The organism is Janthinobacterium sp. GW456P (assembly GCF_002127655.1).
Classification (GTDB): Bacteria; Pseudomonadota; Gammaproteobacteria; order Burkholderiales; family Burkholderiaceae_D; genus Janthinobacterium.
The window spans coordinates 1-24212 of record NZ_NEHB01000028.1 but is presented as its reverse complement, the minus strand read 5'-3'; the positions used below and the strand labels follow the sequence as shown (position 1 = coordinate 24212).

General features: G+C 61.3%; 23 protein-coding genes and 2 tRNA genes. 11 read left to right on the top strand and 14 right to left on the bottom strand.

All coding sequences use genetic code 11. From position 1 onward, the window contains the following. Nucleotides 1-187: 187 nt before the first annotated feature. Both CBW66_RS29495 and CBW66_RS21945 read left to right on the top strand, forming a co-directional pair. Nucleotides 188-754: a PEP-CTERM sorting domain-containing protein gene (locus tag CBW66_RS29495; RefSeq protein ID WP_086140842.1), complete on the top strand. Its 567-nt coding sequence runs from the start codon at nucleotides 188-190 to the stop codon at nucleotides 752-754. A 160-nt stretch (nucleotides 755-914) separates the two neighbouring features. After that, nucleotides 915-1094, top strand: coding sequence for a hypothetical protein (locus CBW66_RS21945; protein WP_086140843.1), 180 nt, complete (start codon nucleotides 915-917; stop codon nucleotides 1092-1094). A 71-nt stretch (nucleotides 1095-1165) separates the two neighbouring features. Here the strand turns inward: CBW66_RS21945 and CBW66_RS21940 are convergent. The 6 genes from CBW66_RS21940 to CBW66_RS21915 form a co-directional block, all read right to left on the bottom strand. Continuing rightward, a tRNA-Arg gene (locus tag CBW66_RS21940) sits at nucleotides 1166-1240 on the bottom strand. 94 nt (nucleotides 1241-1334) lie between these two features. Further along, nucleotides 1335-1411: transfer RNA gene (locus CBW66_RS21935), tRNA-Pro, on the bottom strand. 92 nt (nucleotides 1412-1503) lie between these two features. Further along, nucleotides 1504-2841 carry a phosphoglucosamine mutase gene (gene glmM / locus CBW66_RS21930; protein ID WP_086140844.1) on the bottom strand — a complete coding sequence of 446 codons (1338 nt, stop codon included), beginning with the start codon at nucleotides 2839-2841 and terminating at the stop codon, nucleotides 1504-1506. 44 nt (nucleotides 2842-2885) lie between these two features. After that, on the bottom strand, nucleotides 2886-3719 hold the full coding sequence (gene folP, locus CBW66_RS21925) for a dihydropteroate synthase (RefSeq protein ID WP_086140845.1): 834 nt from the start codon (nucleotides 3717-3719) through the stop codon (nucleotides 2886-2888). 113 nt (nucleotides 3720-3832) lie between these two features. Then, entirely contained in the window at nucleotides 3833-5713 is a 1881-nt protein-coding gene (gene ftsH / locus CBW66_RS21920; protein WP_086140846.1) for an ATP-dependent zinc metalloprotease FtsH, read from the bottom strand. 202 nt (nucleotides 5714-5915) lie between these two features. After that, the gene (locus CBW66_RS21915) at nucleotides 5916-6599 is read right to left on the bottom strand and encodes an RlmE family RNA methyltransferase (RefSeq protein ID WP_070219517.1); all 684 of its coding nucleotides are present in this window, start codon (nucleotides 6597-6599) and stop codon (nucleotides 5916-5918) included. A 42-nt stretch (nucleotides 6600-6641) separates the two neighbouring features. On the opposite strand from CBW66_RS21915, the gene CBW66_RS21910 reads away from it, so the two are divergent. Next, nucleotides 6642-7112 (top strand): YhbY family RNA-binding protein, encoded by a 471-nt coding sequence (locus CBW66_RS21910; RefSeq protein WP_010397237.1) that lies wholly within the window; start codon nucleotides 6642-6644, stop codon nucleotides 7110-7112. 147 nt (nucleotides 7113-7259) lie between these two features. Here CBW66_RS21910 and CBW66_RS21905 read toward each other — a convergent pair whose 3' ends face one another. From CBW66_RS21905 to CBW66_RS21880, 6 genes are all read right to left on the bottom strand, one after another. Further along, nucleotides 7260-7703, bottom strand: a complete 444-nt coding sequence (locus CBW66_RS21905; protein WP_170933113.1) for a DUF4149 domain-containing protein — start codon at nucleotides 7701-7703, stop codon at nucleotides 7260-7262. Next, nucleotides 7703-8179: a transcription elongation factor GreA gene (greA, locus tag CBW66_RS21900; RefSeq protein WP_034757428.1), complete on the bottom strand. Its 477-nt coding sequence runs from the start codon at nucleotides 8177-8179 to the stop codon at nucleotides 7703-7705. The genes CBW66_RS21905 and greA overlap by 1 nt, the downstream gene beginning before the upstream one ends. Before the next feature lie 168 nt (nucleotides 8180-8347). Further along, nucleotides 8348-11587, bottom strand: a complete 3240-nt coding sequence (gene carB, locus CBW66_RS21895) for a carbamoyl-phosphate synthase large subunit (RefSeq protein WP_086140848.1) — start codon at nucleotides 11585-11587, stop codon at nucleotides 8348-8350. After that, complete coding sequence (carA, locus tag CBW66_RS21890) at nucleotides 11580-12758, bottom strand: glutamine-hydrolyzing carbamoyl-phosphate synthase small subunit (protein WP_086140849.1); 1179 nt, start codon at nucleotides 12756-12758, stop codon at nucleotides 11580-11582. Before carA ends, carB begins: the two co-directional genes overlap by 8 nt. A 295-nt stretch (nucleotides 12759-13053) precedes the next feature. After that, nucleotides 13054-13458 carry a heme-binding protein gene (locus tag CBW66_RS21885; RefSeq protein ID WP_034757420.1) on the bottom strand — a complete coding sequence of 135 codons (405 nt, stop codon included), beginning with the start codon at nucleotides 13456-13458 and terminating at the stop codon, nucleotides 13054-13056. A 64-nt stretch (nucleotides 13459-13522) separates the two neighbouring features. After that, nucleotides 13523-14431 (bottom strand): patatin-like phospholipase family protein, encoded by a 909-nt coding sequence (locus CBW66_RS21880; RefSeq protein WP_086140850.1) that lies wholly within the window; start codon nucleotides 14429-14431, stop codon nucleotides 13523-13525. A 185-nt stretch (nucleotides 14432-14616) separates the two neighbouring features. On the opposite strand from CBW66_RS21880, the gene CBW66_RS21875 reads away from it, so the two are divergent. The 5 genes from CBW66_RS21875 (at nucleotide 14617) to CBW66_RS21855 (ending at nucleotide 19901) form a co-directional block, all read left to right on the top strand. Then, on the top strand, nucleotides 14617-15039 hold the full coding sequence (locus CBW66_RS21875; RefSeq protein ID WP_086140851.1) for a hypothetical protein: 423 nt from the start codon (nucleotides 14617-14619) through the stop codon (nucleotides 15037-15039). A gap of 84 nt (nucleotides 15040-15123) precedes the next feature. Further along, nucleotides 15124-15786: a hypothetical protein gene (locus tag CBW66_RS21870; RefSeq protein WP_086140852.1), complete on the top strand. Its 663-nt coding sequence runs from the start codon at nucleotides 15124-15126 to the stop codon at nucleotides 15784-15786. Next, the gene (locus CBW66_RS21865; RefSeq protein ID WP_086140853.1) at nucleotides 15783-16070 is read left to right on the top strand and encodes a barstar family protein; all 288 of its coding nucleotides are present in this window, start codon (nucleotides 15783-15785) and stop codon (nucleotides 16068-16070) included. The genes CBW66_RS21870 and CBW66_RS21865 overlap by 4 nt, the downstream gene beginning before the upstream one ends. A gap of 352 nt (nucleotides 16071-16422) precedes the next feature. Beyond that, on the top strand, nucleotides 16423-18129 hold the full coding sequence (gene leuA / locus CBW66_RS21860) for a 2-isopropylmalate synthase (protein WP_086140854.1): 1707 nt from the start codon (nucleotides 16423-16425) through the stop codon (nucleotides 18127-18129). 167 nt (nucleotides 18130-18296) lie between these two features. Next, nucleotides 18297-19901 carry a methyl-accepting chemotaxis protein gene (locus CBW66_RS21855; protein WP_170933114.1) on the top strand — a complete coding sequence of 535 codons (1605 nt, stop codon included), beginning with the start codon at nucleotides 18297-18299 and terminating at the stop codon, nucleotides 19899-19901. Between the two features lie 5 nt (nucleotides 19902-19906). Here CBW66_RS21855 and egtB read toward each other — a convergent pair whose 3' ends face one another. After that, entirely contained in the window at nucleotides 19907-21148 is a 1242-nt protein-coding gene (gene egtB / locus CBW66_RS21850; protein WP_086140856.1) for an ergothioneine biosynthesis protein EgtB, read from the bottom strand. Between the two features lie 7 nt (nucleotides 21149-21155). Then, on the bottom strand, nucleotides 21156-22148 hold the full coding sequence (gene egtD, locus CBW66_RS21845; RefSeq protein ID WP_139841809.1) for an L-histidine N(alpha)-methyltransferase: 993 nt from the start codon (nucleotides 22146-22148) through the stop codon (nucleotides 21156-21158). Nucleotides 22149-22470: 322 nt separating this feature from the next. Here egtD and CBW66_RS21840 point away from each other — a divergent pair, with 322 nt between their 5' ends. The 3 genes from CBW66_RS21840 to CBW66_RS21830 all read left to right on the top strand — a co-directional run. Then, nucleotides 22471-23163, top strand: a complete 693-nt coding sequence (locus CBW66_RS21840) for an ABC transporter ATP-binding protein (protein ID WP_086140857.1) — start codon at nucleotides 22471-22473, stop codon at nucleotides 23161-23163. Between the two features lie 182 nt (nucleotides 23164-23345). Beyond that, entirely contained in the window at nucleotides 23346-23633 is a 288-nt protein-coding gene (locus CBW66_RS21835; protein WP_034757399.1) for a hypothetical protein, read from the top strand. Between the two features lie 267 nt (nucleotides 23634-23900). Further along, nucleotides 23901-24212, top strand: a 312-nt coding sequence (locus CBW66_RS21830; protein WP_139843066.1) for a hypothetical protein, incomplete at its 3' end; no start/stop codon positions are given.

Here is a 24212-nt window from a genome sequence, read left to right as displayed (position 1 = left end):
GATGTTGTCAAGCAAACCAATAGAATTATTAAAATTGTATTAATTTACATCAAGAGTAAGCTTGCATTTGCGTACTCAGTACGCGCAGGAAATAGCAGCTAAAAACGGGCAATGGGATGACTTCCCCGGCAGGCAGGGGCGTATCCCTACACGATGTAGCAACTGTCTCAAGCACAAGGGGATTTTCATGAAAAGCATAAAAAGCATTGCCGTCAAGGCATCCATGCTGGCCGCCATGACCGTACTGGCAAGTGCGGCGCAAGCGGCCACCTGGGTCGATGTGGGACCGGCCAGCGGTTTCGTCATCGCCGGCAGCACCGTCACCTATTCGCCATCACCGGCATTGGAGGTGAAATATTATGACGATAATCTGGTGCCGCAGAGCCCCTCGGACATCCAGGGCTACATCAACGGCGTGTTCAGCAGCAGCCTGGGCGCCGCCGTTTCGTATTGCGACAATGCCACTTCGGGCTGCACTGCCGGCACCACGGCAGGCTTGAGCGGCGGGGTCAATTCCTATACGAGCGCGGCCGCCTATGACTATCTGGCCATCCACTTCGGCCAGGGCGAACTGGTATTCCACTGGGCCGCTCCCGTGGCTGCCGGCACCACCTTCACGGTAGCGGGCCTGCCCAAGGATCTGAGCAACTACAGGGCCTTCATTTCCGCCGTGCCGGAACCTGAAACCTATGCCATGCTGCTCGCCGGCCTGGGTCTGCTGGGCTTCCTGGCACGCCGCCGCCAGGAAAAGTAAGCATCGCCAGCGGCAGCGGCGCACCATCGCCCGCTGCCGCCTTCCATGCCAGCCGCATGTTTACGCCGCGCTTGCGGCGCCAGGCCCACTGTTTACACTATTTTTAGATCCCCCTCGCTATGCTCGACGGCATCAACCGTTGATCGACGAAGGAGATCTCATGCACGAACAACCGTTTCAGCCACGCGCGCGCAGCGTGATCCGCCAGCACCTGCCCGCGCGGGAACGGCTGCGCCTGGCCCGGCTGGCCAACAAAAAAATCGTTTCGGTATGTTCGGCGCTGCTGTGCGCGGCGCCGCTGCTGTATTTGCTGAGCGTGGTGCTGTTTGCGCAGCCGTGAGACGCGCGGCAGGCAAAAGATGAAGAGTGCTGGCAATGCGACAGGCTGTCGCGTGCATGACCAGCATGAACTGGTCCGCCCAGAGGGAATCGAACCCCCATTCACGGTTTAGAAGACCGTTGTCCTATCCGTTGAACGATGGGCGGAAAGGTGCAGCATTTTAGTCTATGCGCGCCAGCAATGCCAAGGCGCCGCACAATAGAAAACGGGCTGTCATTTCTGACAGCCCGCTTATGACTTTGGTCGGAGTACAAGGATTCGAACCTTGGACCCCCTGGTCCCAAACCAGGTGCGCTACCGGGCTGCGCCACACTCCGAAGACAAGATAATAACGCCCCCACCCAATTTCGTCAATTGCCCCAGGCGAATTAGATGGAAATAACTATCGCGCCTCCCCCTGACTTGCGTTTTATGCGGCAACTTTATCCGCAATGCGGCGCGCCATGCTTTCAGCTTTCGCCTTGTCCTTCGCTTCCACCATCACGCGAATCAGCGGCTCCGTGCCGGAAGCGCGGATCAGCACGCGGCCCGTGTCGCCCAGTTCGGCCTCGACCAGTTCCTTCTCGGCCACCATGGCGGCATTTTTCTGCCAGTCGAAACCGGGCGCCACGCGCAGATTGATCAGGGTTTGCGGGAACAGCACCAGTTCGGCCAGGCATTGCTGCAGGCTTTGGCCGCTGCGCTTGAGCGCAGACAATACTTGCAGCGCGGAGACGATGCCGTCGCCCGTCGTGTGGCGGTCCAGGCACAGCAAATGGCCCGAGCCTTCGCCGCCCAGTATCCAGCCCTTTTCCTTCATGACTTCCAGCACGTAGCGGTCGCCCACCTTGGCGCGGGCAAAGCCGATGCCCTGCTGCTTGAACAGCACTTCCAGCGCCATATTCGTCATCAACGTGCCGACGGCGCCGGCCACGGGCCCCGTCGCCAGGCGGTCCTTGACCATGACGTACAACAATTCGTCGCCGTTGTACAAGCGGCCCGTGGCGTCGCACATGATCAGGCGGTCGGCGTCGCCATCGAGGGCGATGCCCAGGTCCGCGCCGTGCTCGACGACGGCTGCGGCCATGGCGGCCGTCGCGGTGGCGCCAAAGCCAGCGTTGATGTTGAAGCCATCGGGCTTGTTGCCGATGGCGATGACTTCCGCGCCCAGTTCATGGAAGACGTGCGGCGCGATATGGTAGGCGGCACCGTGCGCGCAATCGACGACGATCTTCAGGCCGTGCAAGTCCAGCTCGTTCGGGAAGGTGCTCTTGCAGAACTCAATGTAGCGGCCCTGGGCATCGTCGAGGCGCTTGGCGCGCCCCAGCTTGTCCGACGCCACGCAAGCCATGGGCTCGTCGAGCGCGGCTTCGATTTCCAGCTCCAGGCTGTCGGGCAGCTTGGTGCCCTGGCCGGAAAAGAACTTGATGCCATTGTCATGGTAGGGATTGTGCGAGGCGGAAATGACCACCCCGGCCGACAGGCGCAGCGCCCGCGTCAGGTAAGCGATCGCTGGCGTCGGCATGGGGCCGGCCAGCATCACGTCCACGCCGGCGGCCGACAGGCCCGCCTCCAGCGCCGCTTCCAGCATGTAGCCGGAAATGCGCGTGTCCTTGCCGATCAGCACAGTCGGGCGGGTCTTGCCGCCCTGCGACTTGGCCAGCACCTTGCCGGCCGCATAGCCGAGGCGCATGACGAAATCGGGAGTGATCGGAGCCGTGCCCACCAGGCCGCGAATGCCATCGGTGCCAAAATATTTACGCGTCATAAATTTCTCTTTTTGTTGTTTATAATAAAATAAATCTTACAGCTTCAGTGCGCCATGCGCCAGACCTTCAGCGCATCGACGGTTTCGGCTACATCATGCACACGGATAATTTCTGCGCCTTGCGCTACCGCGGCAAGCGCGCCGGCGACACTGCCGGCCAGGCGCTGCTCGACGGGACGTCCCGTCACGGCGCCGATCATCGACTTGCGCGACAGGCCCGCCAGCACAGGCAGGTCCAGCTCGCTGCGCAGCTGGCGCGTGGCGCGCAATAAAGCATAGTTCTGTTCCACCGTCTTGCCAAAGCCGAAGCCGGGGTCGACGCACAGGCGTTCGTGGGCGATACCGGCCGCCGTCAGGATATCGATGCGTTCGCGCAGGAAGTCGATGACTTCGCGCACCACGTCGTCGTATTGCGGCTGGTCCTGCATGGTTTGCGGCACGCTTTGCATGTGCATGATGCACAGCGCGCAATCGCTGTCGCGCACGGCGTCGATGGCGCCGGGCGCACGGAAGCCGTTGATGTCGTTGATCATGTCGGCGCCCGCCAGGATGGCTTCGCGCATCACTTCGGGTTTATACGTGTCGACGGACAGGGGCTTGCCGCAGTCGCGCAAGGCGTACAGCACCGGCATGACGCGCTGCAACTCGTCCTGCAGCGGCAGCGGCGGCGCGCCGGGGCGGCTCGATTCGCCGCCGATATCGATGATGTCGGCGCCGTCCGCAATCATCTGCTCGGCGCGCGAGAGGGCAAATTCCAGGTGCTGGTACTGGCCCGCATCGGAAAACGAGTCGGGCGTGATGTTCAGGATGCCCATCACCAGCGCCTGCGCGCCGGACAGCTTGAAGCCGAAACGGCCGAATTGCAAATAGTGTCGCATGTAAATCTTTGTAGTCGTCAGGAAAAAACTGCCGCGGCAACGAAAAAGGGCAAGGATTGCTCCTTACCCTTCCTTGCCATACCCTTGCGCGCCGCCCGTCAGGGCGACCGTTGTCAGGCTGGTGCCGTCACGTTTGGCGAGATGCCGCCCGTGCCGCTGTCGCCTGGATTGCGGCGTGGCGGAATGACTTTCGGTGGACGCGGCTCCAGGCCGGCCATGATGTCATTGATTTGCTCTGCATCAATGGTTTCCCATTCCAGCAACGCTTTCGTCATCATTTCAACCTTGTCGCGGTTGCTTTCCAGCAAGGTGCGCGCCAAAGCATATTGCTTGTCGAGAATGTTGCGGATTTCAGCATCGACCTTTTGCTGGGTCGCTTCCGAGATGGTCTTGGTGGCGCCACCGAAGAAACCTTCGTTTTCGCTGTCTTCATAGACCATCACGCCCATGCTGTCGGACATGCCGAAGCGGGTCACCATGGAACGGGCCAGCTTGGTGGCACGCGAGAAATCGTTCGACGCGCCTGTGGACATTTGTCCCACGAAAATCTCTTCGGCGATACGGCCGCCGAACAGGATGGAAATTTCTTCCAGCATCTTGTCCTTGTAGGCGGACAAGTTGTCGTGTTCCGGCAACTGCCAGGTCAGGCCCAGGGCCCAGCCGCGCGGCATGATCGTCACTTTATGCACGGGATCGGCTTTTGGCAGCAGCTTGGCGACGACGGCGTGACCGGACTCATGATAAGCCGTATTGCGGCGCTCTTCCTCGCGGATGATCATCGACTTGCGCTCTGGACCCATGTAGATCTTGTCTTTCGCATCTTCGAAATCGATCATTTCCACCAGACGCTTGCTGCGGCGCGCGGCGAACAAGGCTGCCTCGTTGACCAGGTTGGCCAGGTCGGCACCGGAGAAGCCAGGCGTGCCGCGGGCCAGGATATCGGCTTTCACGTCGGTACCGATAGGCACTTTGCGCATGTGCACGTTCAAGATCTGTTCGCGGCCGCGGATATCGGGCAAGCCAACGGAGACCTGGCGGTCGAAGCGGCCCGGACGCAGCAAGGCTTTGTCGAGCACGTCGGCGCGGTTGGTGGCGGCCACGACGATGACGCCGGAGTTCGCTTCAAAACCGTCCATCTCGACCAGCAACTGGTTCAGGGTCTGTTCGCGCTCGTCATTGCCGCCGCCCATGCCAGCGCCGCGGTGGCGGCCGACGGCGTCGATCTCGTCGATGAAGATGATGCATGGCGAATGTTTTTTCGCGTTCTCGAACATGTCGCGCACGCGGCTGGCGCCGACGCCGACGAACATTTCCACGAAGTCGGAACCGGAAATCGAGAAGAACGGCACCTTGGCTTCGCCGGCGATGGCGCGCGCCAGCAGGGTTTTACCCGTGCCCGGAGGACCGACCATCAGCACGCCGCGGGGAATGCGGCCGCCCAGTTTCTGGAATTTGCTCGGGTCCTTGAGGAAGTCGACCACTTCGTTGACTTCTTCTTTCGCTTCGTCGCAACCGGCGACGTCGGCGAAGGTGACGGTGTTGCTGGCCTCATCCATCATGCGCGCCTTCGACTTGCCGAACGAGAAAGCCCCGCCCTTGCCGCCGCCTTGCATCTGACGCATGAAGAAGACCCACACGCCGATCAACAGCAGCATGGGGAACCAGGAAACAAAAATAGTTTGCAGGAAAGACGCTTCCTCGGGCGGACGCACATCGAAATGCACGCCATTGTCGCGCAAGTCGCCGATCAGGCCCTTGTCGAGGCTGGTGGCGGTGGTACGCACCTTGGTGTCGTCCATCAGCTTGGCGGTGATCGACGAACCTTCGATCACGACATCCTTGACGCGCTTGGCTTTGACTTCATCCAGCAAATCGGAATAAGCGATGGCCTTGCTGCCGCCTGTGGCGCCATGACTGTCGAATTGCTTGAACAGCATGAACAACAGCAGCAATACGACTACCCAGATGGCAGATTTGGAAAACATGTTATTCACGAAGACTCCTTGGATGCAGTGCGCATCTCTTTACCTATAGCTAGAAACACGATTTTACTCGCAATAAGCGGGCCGTGCCAAAGCCCGCCGATCCGTGCGCGCGAAAAAACCGCGTTCACGCAAAAAAATGCAGTATAAACAATTTAGGCTTTTATGCCATCAGACGCTACTGCACTTCTCGTTCCCATGTGCGGATTCCCTCTTAAATATCAAGGGCGGGATCATCTTCTTCTACGGCATTTTTCAGCGGATTCTTGATTCCACGGCCCATCAGGAAGATTTCTGACGATTTATCGCGGCTGGCCTTGGGCTTTTTCTGTACCACGACCTTGAATTCAGCGCGGAATTTCTCCACGATCTGGCTAAAACCCATGTCTTTAAAGCATTTCACCAGCAATACGCCAGACGGCTTCAGGTGCAATTGCGAAAATTCGATGGCCAGGTCGATCAGATGTTCCATGCGCGCGGCATCCGCCGTGGCAATGCCCGACAGGTTGGGCGCCATGTCCGACAGGACCAGATCGACCTTGCGGCCTTGCAACACCACTTCCAGCTGGCGCAGCACGCGCGCTTCGCGGAAATCGCCCTGGATGAAGTGGAAATCGGCGATCGGCTCCATTTCCAGCATGTCCAGGCCAATCAGGGTACCATTGACCCCGCCGCCATCCTTGCCGGCCAGCTTGCGCCGCGTGTACTGCGCCCAGCTGCCGGGAGTGCAACCAAGGTCGACGATCACCTGGCCAGGTTTGATCAGTTTCTCGTCTTCATCGATTTCTTTGAGCTTGTATGCTGCCCGGGCGCGGTAGCCCTCTTTTTGCGCCAACTTCACATAAGGATCATTTATGTGGTCGTGCAACCAGTTTTTGTTTAATTTCTTCTTTGCCATTCGCGTAGAATACTGCTTTTAAGGGAATTACTAAATATTATTATGCTAAAACTTACACCCGTAGAGCGCAGCGCACTGCGCGCCGAAGCACACGCGCTGAAGCCTATCGTCATCATTGGCGAAGCGGGCTTGACACCTGCTGTCCTCAAAGAGATCGACCTTGGCCTGGATTCGCACGGCCTGATTAAAGTCCGCGTGTTCGGCGACGACCGCGAAGCCCGCGTCGGAATGTACGATACGATTTGCGGCAATCTCGGCGCCGCCCCGGTACAACATATAGGCAAACTGCTGGTAATCTACCGTCCGAAAAAAGAAGTGGTTAAGGAGAAGGTCAGCGCCGGCAAAGGCATGCGCGAAGTGACCATCGTCAAGGCCAGCGCCAGCGGCACCAAGCGCCCCAGCGTGACGAAAGTCATGATCAAGGGCAATGAGCGCGTTACCGAAGGCGGTTCCATCAAGCGTGCCAAGCCACGTCAGAAAAGCGCCAAGAAAAGCGCACTGGGCAGCAAGTAAGCCTGTTCACCCGGCCACCGCAAGGCGGCCGGGCTTGAAACAAGAAGCGGAGCACGGGATCTTCCCTGCTCCGCTTTTTTATTGCGATCGCGCTGGTCGGATGACGCGGCGCCAGGGCCACGCGTAATCCGACACACACCGCAACAATTACTGCTGCTTCCAGATCAGCACGCCCGCCAGCAGGCTCTGCACGGCAAAGATCACGGTCGACACGCCATGCAGCAGGCCGAAGCGGCTGCGCATGGCCTCGTCCATGAGGCCCGACGGCGCTTGCGCCTTGAGATCGGCCATCAGCGGCGAAATGCCGAAATGGCTGAGCAGCGCGCACACCAGCATGGACAGCACCAGCGCCCCCAGGAGGCGGCGGCGCTTGGGTTCCAGCGCGCCGGGCGCCCATTGCAGCAAGGCCAGCAGTACCAGCGCGCAGGCGATGGACAGCCAGGCCTCGGCGCGGAACATGCTGCCGGCGATGTTACCTGCCAGCACGCGGTCGCTCAGGGTGCCGAACAGGGTGGGCGCCACGATGAAGCCGATGGTCCACAGGCTGCCCGCCCACAGGGTGGCAACGAGGAAGCGCACGCGGCCCAGCATCAGATGTACAGCACTTCCAGGATTTCGTATTCGCGCGGGCCGGACGGCGCCTGCACTTCCACCACGTCGCCGGCGTACTTGCCGATCAGCGCGCGGGCGATCGGGGACGTCACGGAAACCTTGTTCATTTTCAGGTCGGCTTCATCGAGGCCGACGATCTGGTACGTGACTTTCTGGCCCGATTCCAGGTCTTCCAGGTTCACGGTCGAGGCAAACACCACGCGGCCTTCCGCGTCGAGCGCGGTCGGGTCGATGATTTGCGCCGCGCCCAGCTTGCCTTCGAGCTCGGCGATGCGGCCTTCGACGAAGGCCTGGCGTTCCTTGGCAGCATCGTACTCGGCGTTTTCCGACAAATCTCCGTGCGAACGCGCTTCGGCGATCGCATCGATGACGATGCGGCGTTCCTTGGTCTTCAAATGATGCAGCTCTTCCTTCAAGAGTTCTGCGCCGTATTTGGTCAATGGGACTGAGGTCATGTTATCTCTACTATCTGCTAGTTATCGGCGCCGTTGCAGCGTGTTGCCACGCTTAACGGACTTACCAAGTGAAAACCACAGAGGCCGCGCGCTGCTCTGCACGGAACTCTGTGGTTGATAAGCATGCAGTGTACCGCCTAACGGCGGTCACTGCAAATCACACGCGGATTACTCAGCTTGCTGCAGGGTCTTGTGCAGACCTTGCAAATCATACACACGCAACTCATCCAGATGGCGGATGCCTTCGACGGCCGCTTCCGCGCCCGCGATGGTCGTGTAGGTCGTCACGCGCGACGCCAGGGCCGAGGTGCGGATGGCCCGCGAATCGACGATGGCGCTGCGCTTTTCTTCCACGGTGTTGATTACCAGCACGATTTCATGGTTCTTGATCATGTCGACCACGTGCGGACGGCCTTCGATCACCTTGTTCACTGGCGTGACGGCGATGCCGGCGGCAGCGATCACGGCGGCGGTGCCCTTGGTGGCGACCACGGTGAAACCGGACTCGACCAGGTCGCGCGCCACTTGCACGGCGCGCGGCTTGTCCGACGCTTTCACGCTGATGAAGACCTTGCCCGATTTTGGCAGGTTGACGCCGGCGCCCAGTTGCGATTTCACAAACGCTTCGCCGAAGGTCAGGCCAACACCCATGACTTCGCCCGTCGATTTCATTTCAGGGCCGAGGATGGTGTCCACGCCCGGGAACTTGACGAACGGGAACACGGCTTCCTTGACGCTGAAATATGGCGGCACGACTTCCTGCGTGATGCCTTGCGACGCCAGCGACTGGCCGACCATGCAGCGCGCGGCGATCTTCGCCAGTTGCAGCCCGGTGGCTTTCGAGACGAAAGGCACGGTGCGCGAGGCGCGCGGGTTGACTTCCAGCACGTAGACAACGTCTTTCAGCTGGCCGTCGATCTCTTGTTTCTGGATCGCGAACTGCACGTTCATCAGGCCGACCACGTTCAAGCCCTTGGCCATCAGCGCCGTCTGGCGTTTCAGTTCTTCAATGGTTTCCGGCGCCAGCGAGTATGGCGGCAAGGAACAAGCCGAGTCGCCCGAGTGCACGCCAGCCTGTTCGATGTGTTCCATCACGCCGCCGATGAAGGTCGTTTCGCCGTCGGAGATGCAATCGACGTCGCACTCGATGGCGTCGTTCAGGAAGCGGTCCAGCAGCACCGGCGAATCGTGCGAGACCTTGACGGCTTCGCGCATGTAGCGCTCGAGGTCGCGTTGCTCGTGGACGATTTCCATGGCGCGCCCGCCCAGCACGTACGATGGACGCACGACCAGCGGGTAGCCGATTTCCTGCGCCAGCGCCAGGGCGTCGGCTTCCGTGCGCGCGGTGCGGTTAGGCGGCTGGCGCAGCTCCAGCTTGTGCAGCATCTGCTGGAAACGCTCGCGGTCTTCGGCCGCGTCGATCATGTCGGGCGAGGTGCCGATGATCGGCACGCCATTCGCTTCCAGGTCCAGCGCCAGTTTCAATGGCGTCTGGCCGCCGTACTGCACGATCACGCCCACCGGTTTTTCGATGGCGACGATTTCCAGCACGTCTTCCAGGGTCAGGGACTCGAAATACAAACGGTCGGAAGTATCGTAGTCGGTCGACACGGTTTCCGGGTTGCAGTTGACCATGATGGTCTCGTAGCCGTCTTCGCGCATGGCGAGGGCCGCGTGGACGCAGCAATAGTCAAACTCGATACCCTGGCCGATACGGTTCGGGCCACCGCCCAGCACCATGATCTTTTTCTTGTCGGTCGGATTCGATTCGCACTCTTCGTCGTAGGTGGAATACATGTACGCCGTGTCGGTCGAAAACTCGGCCGCGCAGGTATCGACGCGCTTGTAGACAGGACGGATGTTCAGCGCATGGCGCTGCTGGCGCACGGCCGTGTCGGTCGTCTGCAGCAAAAAGCCCAGGCGGCGGTCCGAGAAGCCCTTCTGTTTCAACTTGTACAGGGTGTTCTTGTCCAGGTTTTCCAGTTTCTGCGTATCGAGCCACAGTTCCAGGTCGACGATTTCCTTGATCTGGATCAGGAACCATGGGTCGATCTTGGTCAGCTGGTGTACTTCTTCCAGGGTGAAACCCTGGGCAAACGCGTCGCCCACGTACCAGATACGCTCAGGACCAGGCTCGCCCAGTTCCTCTTCGATCTTTTCGCGGTCCTTGGTCTTTTCGTTCATGCCGTCCACGCCCACTTCCAGGCCGCGCAAGGCTTTCTGGAACGATTCCTGGAAGGTACGGCCAATCGCCATCACTTCGCCGACGGATTTCATCTGCGTCGTCAGGTGGTGGTCGGCGGTCGGGAATTTCTCGAACGTGAAACGCGGGATCTTCGTGACGACGTAATCGATCGACGGTTCGAACGATGCCGGCGTGGCGCCGCCCGTGATTTCATTGCGCAGCTCGTCCAGGGTGAAACCGACGGCCAGCTTGGCGGCGATCTTGGCGATCGGGAAACCCGTCGCCTTCGATGCCAGCGCCGACGAACGCGATACGCGCGGGTTCATCTCGATGACGATCATGCGGCCATCGACGGGGTTGATCGAAAATTGCACGTTCGAGCCGCCCGTGTCGACGCCGATCTCGCGCAGCACCGCCAGACTGGCATTGCGCATGATCTGGTATTCCTTGTCCGTCAAGGTCTGCGCCGGCGCCACCGTGATGGAGTCGCCCGTGTGCACGCCCATCGGGTCGAGGTTTTCGATCGAGCAGATGATGATGCAGTTGTCCGCCTTGTCGCGCACCACTTCCATCTCGTACTCTTTCCAGCCCAGCAAGGATTCTTCGATCAGCAGCTCTTTCGTCGGCGATGCTTCCAGGCCGCGCTTGCAGATGGTTTCGAATTCTTCTTCGTTGTAGGCGATGCCGCCGCCGGAGCCGCCCATGGTGAACGATGGACGGATGATGGTCGGGAAGCCCAGGGTGCGCTGCACGGCCCACGATTCTTCCATCGAGTGTGCCACGCCGGAACGTGCCGAACCGAGGCCGATCTTGGTCATCGCGTCCTTGAACTTGGAACGGTCTTCGGCCTTGTCGATGGCTTCCGGCGACGCGCCGATCAGCTCGACGTTGTATTTTGCCAGCACGCCATTGTTGAACAGGTCCAGCGCGCAGTTCAGCGCCGTCTGGCCGCCCATCGTCGGCAGGATCGCGTCCGGACGCTCCTTGGCGATGATGCGCTCGACGACCGACCAGGTGATCGGCTCGATGTAGGTGACGTCGGCCATTTCCGGGTCCGTCATGATGGTCGCAGGATTGCTGTTGACCAGGATGACTTTATAGCCCTCTTCGCGCAGGGCCTTGCACGCTTGCGCGCCGGAATAATCGAATTCGCAGGCCTGGCCGATCACGATCGGGCCAGCGCCAATAATCAGAATACTTTTAATATCTAAACGTTTAGGCATTTTTCTTTTTCTCCTCCGCAGCCATCAAGTTGATGAAGCGGTCAAACAGGTAAGCAACATCCATCGGGCCCGGCGACGCTTCAGGGTGGCCCTGGAAGCAGAAGGCCGGCTTGTCCGTGCGGGCAAAGCCCTGCAGGGAACCGTCGAACAGCGATTCATGGGTCACGCGGCAATTCGCGGGCAGAGTTGCCGCGTCGACGGCGAAACCGTGATTTTGCGAGGTAATCAAGACCTGTTTCGTTTCCAGGTCTTGCACCGGGTGGTTGGCGCCGTGGTGGCCGAACTTCATCTTCAAGGTTTTCGCGCCGGAAGCGATCGCCATGATCTGGTGGCCGAGGCAGATGCCGAAGGTCGGGATGCCCTTCTCGATCAGTTCCTCGGTCGCCGCGATGGCGTAGTCGCACGGTTCCGGGTCGCCGGGACCGTTCGACAGGAAGATGCCGTCCGGATTCAGCGCCAGGGCGTCGGCCGCCGTCGCTTGCGCGGGCAGCACGGTGACCTTGCAGCCGCGTGCCGTCAGCATGCGCAGGATGTTGCGCTTGACGCCGTAGTCGAAGGCGACCACATGGTATTTCGCGTCGGCGTCGGCCAGCTGGCCATAGCCTTCGCCCAGGGTCCATTCCGTTTCGCGGTATTCATACGGCGCCTTGCTCGATACGACCTTGGCCAGGTCCATGCCGGACAGGCCGGGGAAGGAGCGGGCCAGTTCCAGCGCTTGCGCGGCGGATGGCTCGTTGCCTTGCGTACCGACGAGGATGGCACCGCCCTGCGCACCCTTTTCACGCAGGATGCGCGTGAGCTTGCGTGTATCGACGCCGGCGATGGCGACGATATTTTCAGCTTTCAGGTAATCGGACAAGGAGAGAGTGGAACGGAAACTGGATGCCAGCAATGGCAGATCGCGGATGATGAGGCCGGCGGCGTGTACCTTGGAAGACTCGACGTCTTCCGGATTGACGCCCGTATTGCCGATATGGGGATAGGTCAGGGTGACCATCTGGCGGCAATAGCTTGGGTCGGTAAGGATTTCCTGATACCCGGTCATCGAGGTGTTGAAAACAACCTCGCCCGTGGTATGACCGGCGGCGCCGATCGAAAAACCTTTGAAGATCGTTCCATCAGCAAGCGCTAATATGGCTGGAACGGCAGGGCCAGAAAAAAATGGCGGCAAGGGCAACTCCTGATAAAGTTACCGTAGCTGCGCCACGTCAGACCGACCGCCTAGATACCCGAGCCAGATGCACTCAGGGTGTTTCAACGGTCATTTTGAATGAGGGGATGGGTAGTCGCTACGGTATATGTGTGATTGGCTAAACCTTTGAATTATAACCAAAAGGAAGCTTTTCCACAAGGAAGAAAATATGGATTCCGCTGCATTTTTTTGCGCAGCAGCATAAATCCTGCGCCCCATGAAAAAAGCCGCCCGGCTTGCGCGGGGCGGCTTGCAAAGCAATACCGGTTAGTACTTACACCAAGGCCGCAATGCCGGCCTTGGCGATTTGCGCATCTTCCGCCGACTTGACGCCCGAGACGCCGACGGCGCCCACATAGTGACCATCAAACACGATGGGTACGCCGCCTTCGAGCAAGCCGTCGATTTCCGGCGCGCTCAGGAACGACACGCGGCCGCCGTTGATCATCTCTTCATAGATGCGCGATTCGCGGCGGCCCAGTGCGGCCGTCTTGGCTTTCGATGGGGCGATATGCGACGAGATCGGCGCCACGCCATCCATGCGCTGCAGCCACAGCAGGTGGCCGCCGTCGTCGACGATGGCGATGGTGACCGCCCAGTTATTCTTGACCGCTTCCGCTTCGGCGGCGGCAGCGATTTTCTTTACGTCGTCCAGGGTCAAAATCGGTTTCGATTGCATGGTGCATCCTTATTATGTTGAAACAAAATTGTATACGAAATGAAATGCGCAGCAGCGCCATCGCTTACTGCTCGCGCTTGGCTTTCAGCTTTTGCTTGAGCTGCGCCATGACGGCAAAGGTCGCCTGCTCGCCTGCCAGGATGGCCTGGTTGCGGCTGTTAAAATCGTTGCCCTTCATGGTGCCCAGGCTGGGCTGGATCACCACGTCCGCATCTTTCAATTCGAACTGATTGATGCGCTGGCCCATGATGGCGAAGGTTTGCATGATGACTTCCATCGAGCTGATGGCCTTTTGTGACTCCGTTTGCGACGAAATATTCACGGCGATGATGAAGTCGGCGCCCATGTCGCGCGCAAAGCGCACGGGCACGGGAGCGACAAGGCCGCCATCGACATAGGTGTGGCCGGCAATGGTCACGGGCTGGAACACGCCGGGCACGGCCGACGAGGCGCGCACGGCCATGCCGGTATTACCGCGCTGGAACAGGATCGGCTGGCCATTCTTCAAATCGGTCGCCACCACGCCAAACGGAATCTTGAGTTTTTCCAGCGGCACGCCGCCGACAGCCTTGTTGACATAGCTTTGCAGCGCTTCGCCCTTGAGCACGCCGGACGACTTGCCGAACAGGGGCAAGGCCCAGTCGGAAATGGCCGCCTCGTCCATGTCGAAGGCCATCTTTTGCAAGGTAAAACCGGAATTGCCTGCCGCATACAGGGCGCCCACCACGCTGCCGGCGCTGGTGCCGGTGACGATGTCGGCATTGATGCCCTGCGATTCGAGCGCCTTGATCACGCCGATATGCGCAAAACCGCGCGCCGCGCCGCCGCCCAGCGCCAGGCCGATCTTGATCTTGCGGGGAGCGACGACGGGTTCGGGCGGCGTCAATACTTGGACGGGTTTCGGGGCGGTGGTGTCGCAGCCGGCCAGCGCAAAGGCGGCCAGGGCAAGCAGGGTCAGGCGTTTAGGGAACATGGTGGTGAAGAGAACCGCGCGCGGCAGTGGCAACAAAGGAGAGCCGATTGTAGCGCAAGCGGGGCCACCCGCACTGAAGGCCGCCTTAAATGTTTATAGATAACAATATTGCGAACCGTGCGCGCCACTCCGGCTGCTAGACTGGCGTCTGGCTTCCCACCTCCCCCACCTTCTTTTGGCGACTCATGAAAACAGACCTGTTCCGCCGCATTGCGCACCCATGCTTGTTCCTCGCCGCCCTGCTCGGTGCCGCCGGCGCCAGCGCCAGCCCCATCGCGGAGAAAATGGCGGGCTTTACCTGCACGGGGAAGCTGCAGATTCCCAATGAGGAGCAAGAGCACACGGTCGAGCTCAGCTTCGACGCCCCCGACCGGCACGGGGCGCAAGGCAGCTACCTGATTGATGGGCGCGGCAAAGCGAGCAACTTCTACGGCTGCCGGCAAAGCGGCGACAGCTTGTCGTGCACGTACGACGCGGGGCCGTCCAGCGGCCCGCTGACCATGCGCTTTACCGGCGACTTGGCGCAGGTAAAGGGCGAGTTCAATTCCCCGTTTGAAAACAGCGCCAGCATGCGCTTTTCCGCGCGCTGCCAAAAATCGGCGCCGTAGCGGCGTCCATTCCACAGGCCAAGCGCAGAACCCCCTCCCCCTGGGGATCGCCCCAAGCCCTTCCCACTCAACGAATCACTGAACATGTCCGACGACTATCAACTTTCCGACAGCCGCGCCCTGAGCGTACCGTTTGCGCAACAGTTATCGCAGCATCCTCCCGATGGCGCCCTGGCCTGGCTGACTGCCGTGCTGGGCACACAGGCGCCCGCGCTGCGCGCCTCGAACGCCATCCTGCTGGCCTACACGGGCAATCCTGCCGCCATCGACTGGATCGACGCGCATGCCGGCTCGCCCGTGGCGGGACAATGGGGCGTGGCGGCTGCGCTGCTGGGCACGCCGTGGCCCCGCATCCTGGCATGGCTGCAACGGGGCGGCGCGCACCGGCTGATGGCGCTCGACGCCCTGTACGCCTGCCGCAAGCCGGCCGTGAATATGTCGCCGCTGGAACAGATCGCCGCGCCCGTGCTGGCGCAAGCGCCCGCGCGCGCCGAGCTCGACGACGCACTGGCCGCCTGCCTGGCCGCCTCCGCCACGCCGCGCATCCAGACTGCCATCCACTCGATCAACAAGCATGCGGACGAGATCCTGCGCGGCGGCCCGCGTGGCGTGGCCGTGGCCGACTTGCCGCGCCTGTATCTCGACCCGGCGCCATTCAAGGATGCGCCCGCCATCCTGGCACAGCACGAAACGGTGGCCGCTGGCATGCGGAAAAATTTGCAGAACTTGCTCAAGGGAATACTGTGAGCAGGCAGGCCCTCGTGACGATCGACTTGCGCGATATCACTTCGCCACGCCAGCTGCATGCGGCCCTGGCCGCCGCGCTGGGCTTCCCTGCGTTCTATGGCATGAACTGGGATGCGTTCTGGGATGCCGTCACGAGCCTGGTGGAGATGCCGCAGCAACTGGAACTGGCCGGCTGGCAGGAACTGGAAGCACGGCTGCCCCGCGATGCGGCCATCCTGCGGCGCATCCTGGCACGCATGGCACAGGAAATGCCGAACGAGGCAGTGCACGTGCACTACATGTAAAACGGAAACGCTTGACAGCCCGCCCCAACCTCCCTTACATTAAGTGCATGTCCTCCTTCAAACATTCCTCCCCTTCCCTGCTGTCGCTATCGCGACTACTACTAGCACGCGCATAAGTTTGCCGCATTGCTTCGCCTGGCCACACGCCGGCGTGTTTCAAAAACCCTGGAAGGTTTGATGATGTTTGCACCATCCCCATACGTACACGTAATCCACGCTGCGACCGCCCCTGCCGGCATCGCGGCCGCTCTGCTACCGCTACCGATCGCTTGCCTGGCCTAGTGTTGCGTGGCCGCCCGGCAAGCTTGCGCCACAACCATTGATTTCCCCCTATCTTCAGGAGTACCCGATCATGATGTTGCAAAACCCAGCTTCCAAATACCGCGCCTTCCCTCCCGTCAAATTGACCGACCGTCAATGGCCGAACCAGATCATCAGCAAGCCGCCCATCTGGATGAGCACCGACTTGCGTGACGGCAATCAGTCCTTGATCGAGCCGATGAGCGCGGAAAAGAAACTGCGGTTCTTCGAGATGCTGATCGCCATCGGCCTGAAGGAAATCGAAGTGGGTTTCCCATCGGCATCGCAGACGGATTTCGATTTCGTGCGCAAGCTCGTCGATGAAGGCCGCATTCCGGACGACGTCACCATCATCGTGCTGACCCAGTCGCGCGAAGAGCTGATCCGCCGCACGGTGGAATCCGTCGTCGGCGCCAAGCGCGCCATCGTCCACCTGTACAACTCGGTGGCGCCCGTGTTCCGCAAGGTCGTGTTCGGCATGTCGCGCGAAGAAATCACGACTATCGCCACCACCGGCACCACCCTCGTGAAACAGCTGGTGGCCCAGCATCCGGAAACGGAGTGGGGTTTCGAATACACGCCGGAATCGTTTTCCACCACGGAACTCGATTTCTCCAAGCATATCTGCGACGCCGTCAGCGCCATCTGGAAGCCGACGCCGGCCAACAAGATGATCATCAACCTGCCGTCGACCGTGGAATGCAGCACGCCCAACGTGTATGCGGACCAGATCGAATGGATGTCGCGCAAACTGGCGCGCCGCGATGCCATCATCATCAGCGTGCACCCGCATAACGACCGCGGCACGGCCGTCGCCTCGGCCGAGCTGGCCGTGATGGCAGGCGCCGACCGCGTCGAGGGCTGCTTGTTCGGCAATGGCGAGCGCACCGGCAACGTCGACCTGGTGACCCTGGCGATGAACTTGTACACGCAGGGCGTGCACCCTGGCCTCGATTTCTCCGACATCGACAGCGTGCGCAAGTGCGTGGAAGAGTGCAACCAGCTGCCCGTCCACCCGCGTCATCCGTATGCGGGCGACCTCGTATTTACGGCGTTTTCCGGCTCGCACCAGGATGCGATCAAGAAAGGTTTCGCCAAGCAACAACCGGACAGCATCTGGGAAGTGCCCTACTTGCCGATCGACCCGGCCGACCTGGGCCGCAGCTACGACGCCGTGATCCGCGTCAACAGCCAGTCCGGCAAGGGCGGCATGGCGTACTTGCTGGAACAGGAATACGGCCTGGTCTTGCCGCGCCGCCTGCAGATCGAATTCTCGCGCGCCGTGCAAGCCGTAGCCGACGCCACGGGCCGCGAAATCGCCGCGCAGGATATCCATGAAATCTTCCAGAAGGAGTACCTGGAGCAGACCGCGCCGTACGCCTACGCTTCGCACCGCATGGTGGAAGACACGAGCAGCGACGAGTCCGTGCAGATCGACATCAGCCTGTCGCACCGCCAGACGCCGCTGGCCCTGCAAGGCGGCGGCAACGGTCCCATCGACGCCTTCGTCAATGCGCTCGGTCTCGACATCAAGCTGATGGATTACCACGAACACTCGATCGGCTCCGGCGCCAATGCGCAAGCGGCGTGCTACGTGGAATTGCGCCTCGATAACGGCCCGACCCTGTTCGGCGCCGCCATCGACAGCAACATCGTCACCGCCTCGTTCAAGGCCGTGCTGTCGGCCGTGAATCGCCGCATCGGGCAAACGGAAGCCGAAAAAACAACAACGGCCAAGGTGGCGGCGAGCGCCGTCTAAGGACTGCGTTCCCTCTCGCACAGGAAAAAAAGCGGCATGGCTTGATCGCCGTGCCGCTTTTTCATTTCCGCAAGGCAATTATTGCTGCAAAAGAAGTATCACGCGCCGTATAATCGTTTCATAATAAGACCACCGGGGACAGATCATTAGCTACCGAGGGAATCAGTATGAAATTGACGGATATGAAGATAGGCGCGCGTCTGGGTGCCGGCTTTGGCGTGGTGCTGCTGCTGATGGCAGTGCTGGTGGGAACGGGCCTGTTCCGGCTGGACAAGATCGGCGCGCTCAGCGAGTCCATCATCGAGAAAGACTGGGCCAAGGCCGACGCCATCGCCACCATCCGCAGCACGACGCGTTCGAACGCGGCATTGGTGCTGGAGCTGTTCATCCATGAAGATCCGGCCCGCGCCAGCGCCATCCATGGCGAAATCGATGCCAACAAGGCCACCATCACCGATGCGCTGGCCATCCTCGACCGCCTGATCGTGCTGCCTGAAGGCAAAGAACTGCTGGCCACCCTGAAGCAGCAGCGCAAGGCCTATGTCGTCTCGTTCAGCCAGGCAGACAAGCTGCTGGTGGCGGGGCAGCGCGCGGAAGCGGCCAAGCACGTGCGCGACGATACCCTGCCCGCCCTGAACCAGCTGCAACAGACGGTGAACCGCCTGAATGAAATTCAGCGCGGCGTGGTCGTGCATGGCGGCCAGCAAATCCAGCAGAATATTTCCGCGGCGAATGTGCTGATGGCCAGCCTGGGCACGGCCGCCCTGCTGCTGGGCGTGCTCTTTGCCTGGCGCGTCACGCGCTCGATCACCACGCCGATCGCGTATGCGCTGCGCGTGGCGCAAGCCGTGGCTGGAGGCGACTTGAGCAGCAAGATCGTGGCCGACGGCAAGGATGAAGCGGGCCAGCTGCTGCAGGCCTTGCGCGACATGAATACCAACCTGGCCACCCTGGTGGGGCAGGTGCGCGGCGGCACGGGTACGATTGCCGTGGCGTCGAGCCAGATCGCCAGCGGCAATGCCGACCTGTCGGCCCGCACCGAGGCGCAAGCCAGCGCGCTGGAAGAAACAGCTTCGTCGATGATCGAACTGACGGGCACCGTGCGCAGCAACAGCGACAATGCGCGCCTGGCCGACAGTCTGGCCCGCTCGGCATCGGCCATCGCGCAGCGCGGCGGCTCGGCCATGGCGGAAGTGATCGGCACCATGGACGCCATCAATGCCTCGTCGCGCAAGATCGTCGACATCATCGCCGTCATCGACGGCATCGCTTTCCAGACGAATATCCTGGCACTGAATGCGGCCGTGGAAGCGGCACGTGCCGGCGAGCAAGGCCGCGGCTTTGCCGTCGTGGCATCCGAAGTGCGCAACCTGGCGCAACGCTCGGCGGCGGCGGCTAAAGAGATCAAGGAACTCATTGCCGACTCCGTCACGCGGGTCGGCCAGGGCGCGCAGCTGGTCAGCCAGGCGGGCGCCACGATGGATGAAGTGGTGGCCAGCGTGGGCCGGGTCAGCGCCATCGTCGGTGAAATCAGCGTCGCCAACCACGAGCAGAGCGAAGGCATCGAGCAGATCAATGCGGCCATCATGCAGATGGACCAGACGACGCAACAGAACGCGGCCCTGGTCGAGGAAGCGGCCGCGGCGGCGGCAGCCATGCATGAACAGGCGGGCGACCTGGAAACCCTCGTCAGCCAGTTCAAGCTCGAGCAGAACGCCAGCGCCAAGGCACCGCCCCGCCCTGACGCGCCCGCCGTCCCGCGCCTGCACTAAGTTGCTTATTCCACCTGGCGCGCCAGGCGGATACCGGAAAATTGCCAGCGCGCGCCGGCCGGAAAGAAATTGCGGTAACTGGCGCGCGCATGGCCGGCCGGCGTCGCGCACGACGAGCCGCGCAGCACATACTGGTTCAACATGAACTTGCCGTTGTATTCGCCCAGCGCCCCGGGCGCCGTGCGGTAGCCCGGGTACGGCGCATAGCTGCTGCTGGTCCACTGCCAGCAATGGCCGAACATCTGCCGCAATCCCGTTCCCGAAGCGCCGGCCGCCGGATGCAGCTGCCCCACCTGCATGTCGATGCCCTGCGCCGCCACTTCCCACTCCGCTTCCGTCGGCAGGCGCGCGCCGGCCCAGTGCGCATACGCATCCGCCTCAAACAGGGACAAGTGCGTGGCCGGCGCCTGCGGGTCCAGCGGGCGCAAGCCGAATAAAGTGAATTCCAGCCAGTGGCCCGCCTCGTCGCACTGCCAGTACAGCGGGCAGGTCAGCTGTTGCGTGCGGCCCCAATCCCAGCCTTCGGCCAGCCACCAATGCGCCGTGCGGTAGCCGCCCGCCTCGATGAAGGCGAGAAATTCCCCATTCGTCACCAGCGCGCTGGCCAGTTCGAACGGCGCCACGTATTGCGGGTGGCGCGGCAATTCATTGTCAAAACAAAAGCCGTCGCCCGCATGGCCGATCTGCGCCAGGCCGCCGTCGAAGGCGAGCCAGGCCGTGGGCTGCGCCGCGTGCCGCGCTGGCGGCGCCGCGCTGTCCACCTTATCCAGGTAAGCGGGAAACAGGGCGCTCTGCGCCAGCAAGTGTTTAACGTCCGTCAACAGCAGCTCCTGGTGCTGCTGCTCGTGCTCGAGGCCCAGCGCCAGCAGCATGGTCAGCCGCTCGCGCGCGTCACGCGCCAGTTCGCCCGCCAGCAGGCGCGCGATGCGCGCATCGACGTTGGCCCGGTAAGCGCGCACCTGGGCCATGCCGGGGCGCGTCAGCAAACCACGCTGGGCGCGCGGATGCTTCTCGCCCACGCCATTGTAATACGAGTTGAACAACACACGGAAGGCCGGGTGGAAGGGCGCGAACCCCGCTTCCATGCTTTCCAGGATAAACGTTTCGAAAAACCAGGTGGTATGCGCGAGGTGCCATTTGACGGGACTGGCGTCCGGCATCGACTGGGCGCCGCAATCTTCGTCGGACAGGGGTTCGGCCAGCCGCAGCGAGTGCTGGCGCACTGTATGGTAATGATCGATCAGCATCTTTTTCTTAGTCCCTGATAACCCGCGCGTAGATGACGGCAAACCACTGCTGCGGGTCCGTCCAGACTTGCACGGTGGAAAAGCCCGCCTGCTCCAGCAAGCCGACGAAGGTGGCGCGCGTGTATTTATAACTGTCTTCTGTATGGATGCGTTCGCCTTTCGCGAAACGGCGCTGGCCACCTTTCCAATGGACAACTTGTTCGCTGCGCGCTTCCAGGTGCATTTCGACGCGGTTCTCGTCGGCGTTGAAAAAGCCCTGGTGCTGCCACGCGCGCACGTCGAAGTCGGCGCCGATCAGGCCGTTCACGTGGCGCAGCATGTTCAAGTTGAAGGCGGCGGTGACGCCCAGCGCATCGTCATAGGCGGCGTCGAGGATGGCGTCTTCCTTGATCAGGTCGACGCCGATCAGCAAGCCGCCATCGCCGTCCGCGTTCGCGCGCAGGCGGCGCAAAAAGGCGGTCGCTTGCTCAGGCGCAAAATTGCCGATGGAGGAGCCGGGATAGAAGAACAATCGCCGCGCCTCGCGCACGCTGTCGGGCAAGTCCAGGCGACTGGAGAAATCCAGGCCCAGACCGGTCATCTCGATGTGCGGAAAGCGCTGCTGCAGCCGGCTCAGCGATTCACTGAGAAAATCGTAGGAAATATCCACGGCCACATATTGCGCCGGATGCAGCAGCGGAAACAGGCTGGCGGCCTTGGCGCAATTGCCCGCGCCCAGGTCGATCAGGGTGCTGCCCGGCCCCACGGCGTGCGCGATCTCGGCGCCGTGGCGCGCGAAAATGGCCGCCTCGGTGCGCGTCGGATAGTACTCGGGCAAGGCGCAGATGGCTTCGAACAGTTTCGAACCCAGCGCGTCGTACAGGTACTTGGGCGAAGTCCAGGCATCGCGCGCCAACAGGCCTGCGCTGATCTCGGCTATCGTGACAGGAGTGGCGCTGGCCGCGCTGGCGTTGCTGGCGGGATACAAATCGGACTGCTGTTGCGCAAGTGGCATGGTCATGGGCTGGCGTCGTCAATATGAGGTTCACGAAGGGCTTGCACGGTCAGCCACCGGGCGCGCCGCCCCTGCCGCAGCGGTGTGCGGGCGCCTTGCCGATGACTTTTTTCCATCATAGCGGAATCCGCGCAAGCCAGCCGTGCGGCAGGTAACTTAAGGTCAAACAGCCGGCACGCACATAAAATTGGTATTACCCAGCAAAAATGATAAGGCTGTCGTATACTACACATTGCCGGCCAAACAATCCGCGCCCCTTTGCAATTCCCAGGCCCCCCTCTCCCCCGCGTGCCTCCCTTTACGATAGCCGTTATTAATCAAGATCACCATGCTCGAATTGCGCCATCTGTCGAAGTCCTATGCCCATGCCCGTCCCGTGCTGGCCAATATTTCCTGCCGCTTCAAGGCGGGGGAATTCATCGCCATCATGGGCGATTCGGGCGTGGGCAAGTCGACCTTGCTGAACCTGATCGCCGGCCTCGACACGCCCGATGCGGGTGCCGAAGCGCACCCTATCCTGGTGGACGGCATCGCCATGTCCAGCCTCGATGACGCCGCCGCCACCCGGCTGCGTCGCGCCCGCATGGGCTTTATCTTCCAGGCTTTCCACGTCTTGCCGCACCTGACCCTGCTGCAAAACGTGGCCCTGCCGCTGCTGCTCAACGGACTGCCCCAGGAGCGTGCCGCCAGCATGCTCGAGGCCGTCGGCCTGGGCGGACGCGGCGGCGACTTTCCGCAGCAATTGTCGGGCGGCGAAATGCAGCGCGTGGCGATTGCCCGCGCACTCGTGCACAAGCCGGCGCTGGTGCTGGCAGATGAGCCCACCGGCAACCTCGACCCGGACACGGCGCACAGCATCCTGCAATTGCTGCGCGCCGAAATCAAGGCCAACGGCAGTTGCGCGATCATGGTCACGCACTCGCTGGCCGCCGCCGAAATGGCGGACCGGACCATGATTCTGACGAAAAGCGGCTTACAAAATACAACAACCGTCAACCAAATTGATCAAACAATCAGTTAATTTAACTGACCATCTGTCACAAGTTTTGTTATCGTAGTATTATTGAAAACACTTGCCTGGTTATCAATGTTGTAACGCGAATGTTGTACTAAGTCACCCAGACAGCCGTACTGCGATGACTAACTATAGCCGGGACCGCATAAAAGTGGTCTCGTCCCTTGCATAACCTGAAGGAGGAGTAAATGAACGTTCGGCAAAAGAAGCTGGAAATGATTGAAGCAATGAACCGGGCGCGCGCGCTCGAACCATCGAGTTTTGTGCCCAACAAGCTGCTCGATACCTTGATCGAGAAGTTGAATTTGAAAAATGATGCGGAACTGTGCCGCGTCCTGGAAGTTCAGCCTCCCATCATCAGCAAGATTCGACACGGCAAACTGTCGGTCGGTGCAACGATTTTATTGCGCATGCATGAAAAATCGGACATCACCATCCGCGAACTGAAGGAACTGTCCGCCACGCCAGTCCATTGAACCACCCGCTGTTGTAATGCCATGCCAGGCACCCAGGTCCCCGGCGCCATGAACTTTTGCCATGCAATTCGCGTAGTTCGCTCACCGCACAACATCCGAGCACGATAGCGAAGAGACCCAGCCCAAACCATGCTGACCGTTTCTCTGCCCTTCCCGCTCCAGCCCTCCCAGCTTCTCCCCCTGCATTTCCACACATACTTGATCTGACACAACACGCATGGTCCGCGCAGGCATCAAGGTCAGCTTTTAACCAACGATCCCAGCCGCATGTCCAGCGATCCCCTTGCGCCGCCAGTGCTGCGCCTGACGCTCACGCGCGATCCCCTCGCCAGCGCCGGCGACTGTCCCGCCGCGCCCGGCTGGCACAGCGAAACCCATGTACTGTCGAGCGCGCGCGGCATCGGCAGCTGCCGCAGCGTGCTCGATATCGGCCCGGCCGACGTGGTGCAACTGCTGCTGTGCGACGGCAGTTCGCTGCTGGCAGGCAGCCTGGACCTGCCACGCTACCTGGGGCCGGCCACGCTGGCGCGCGACGGCGCGCCCGCCAGCATCGAAGTGGGGCTGGCCCTGCGCCCGCAG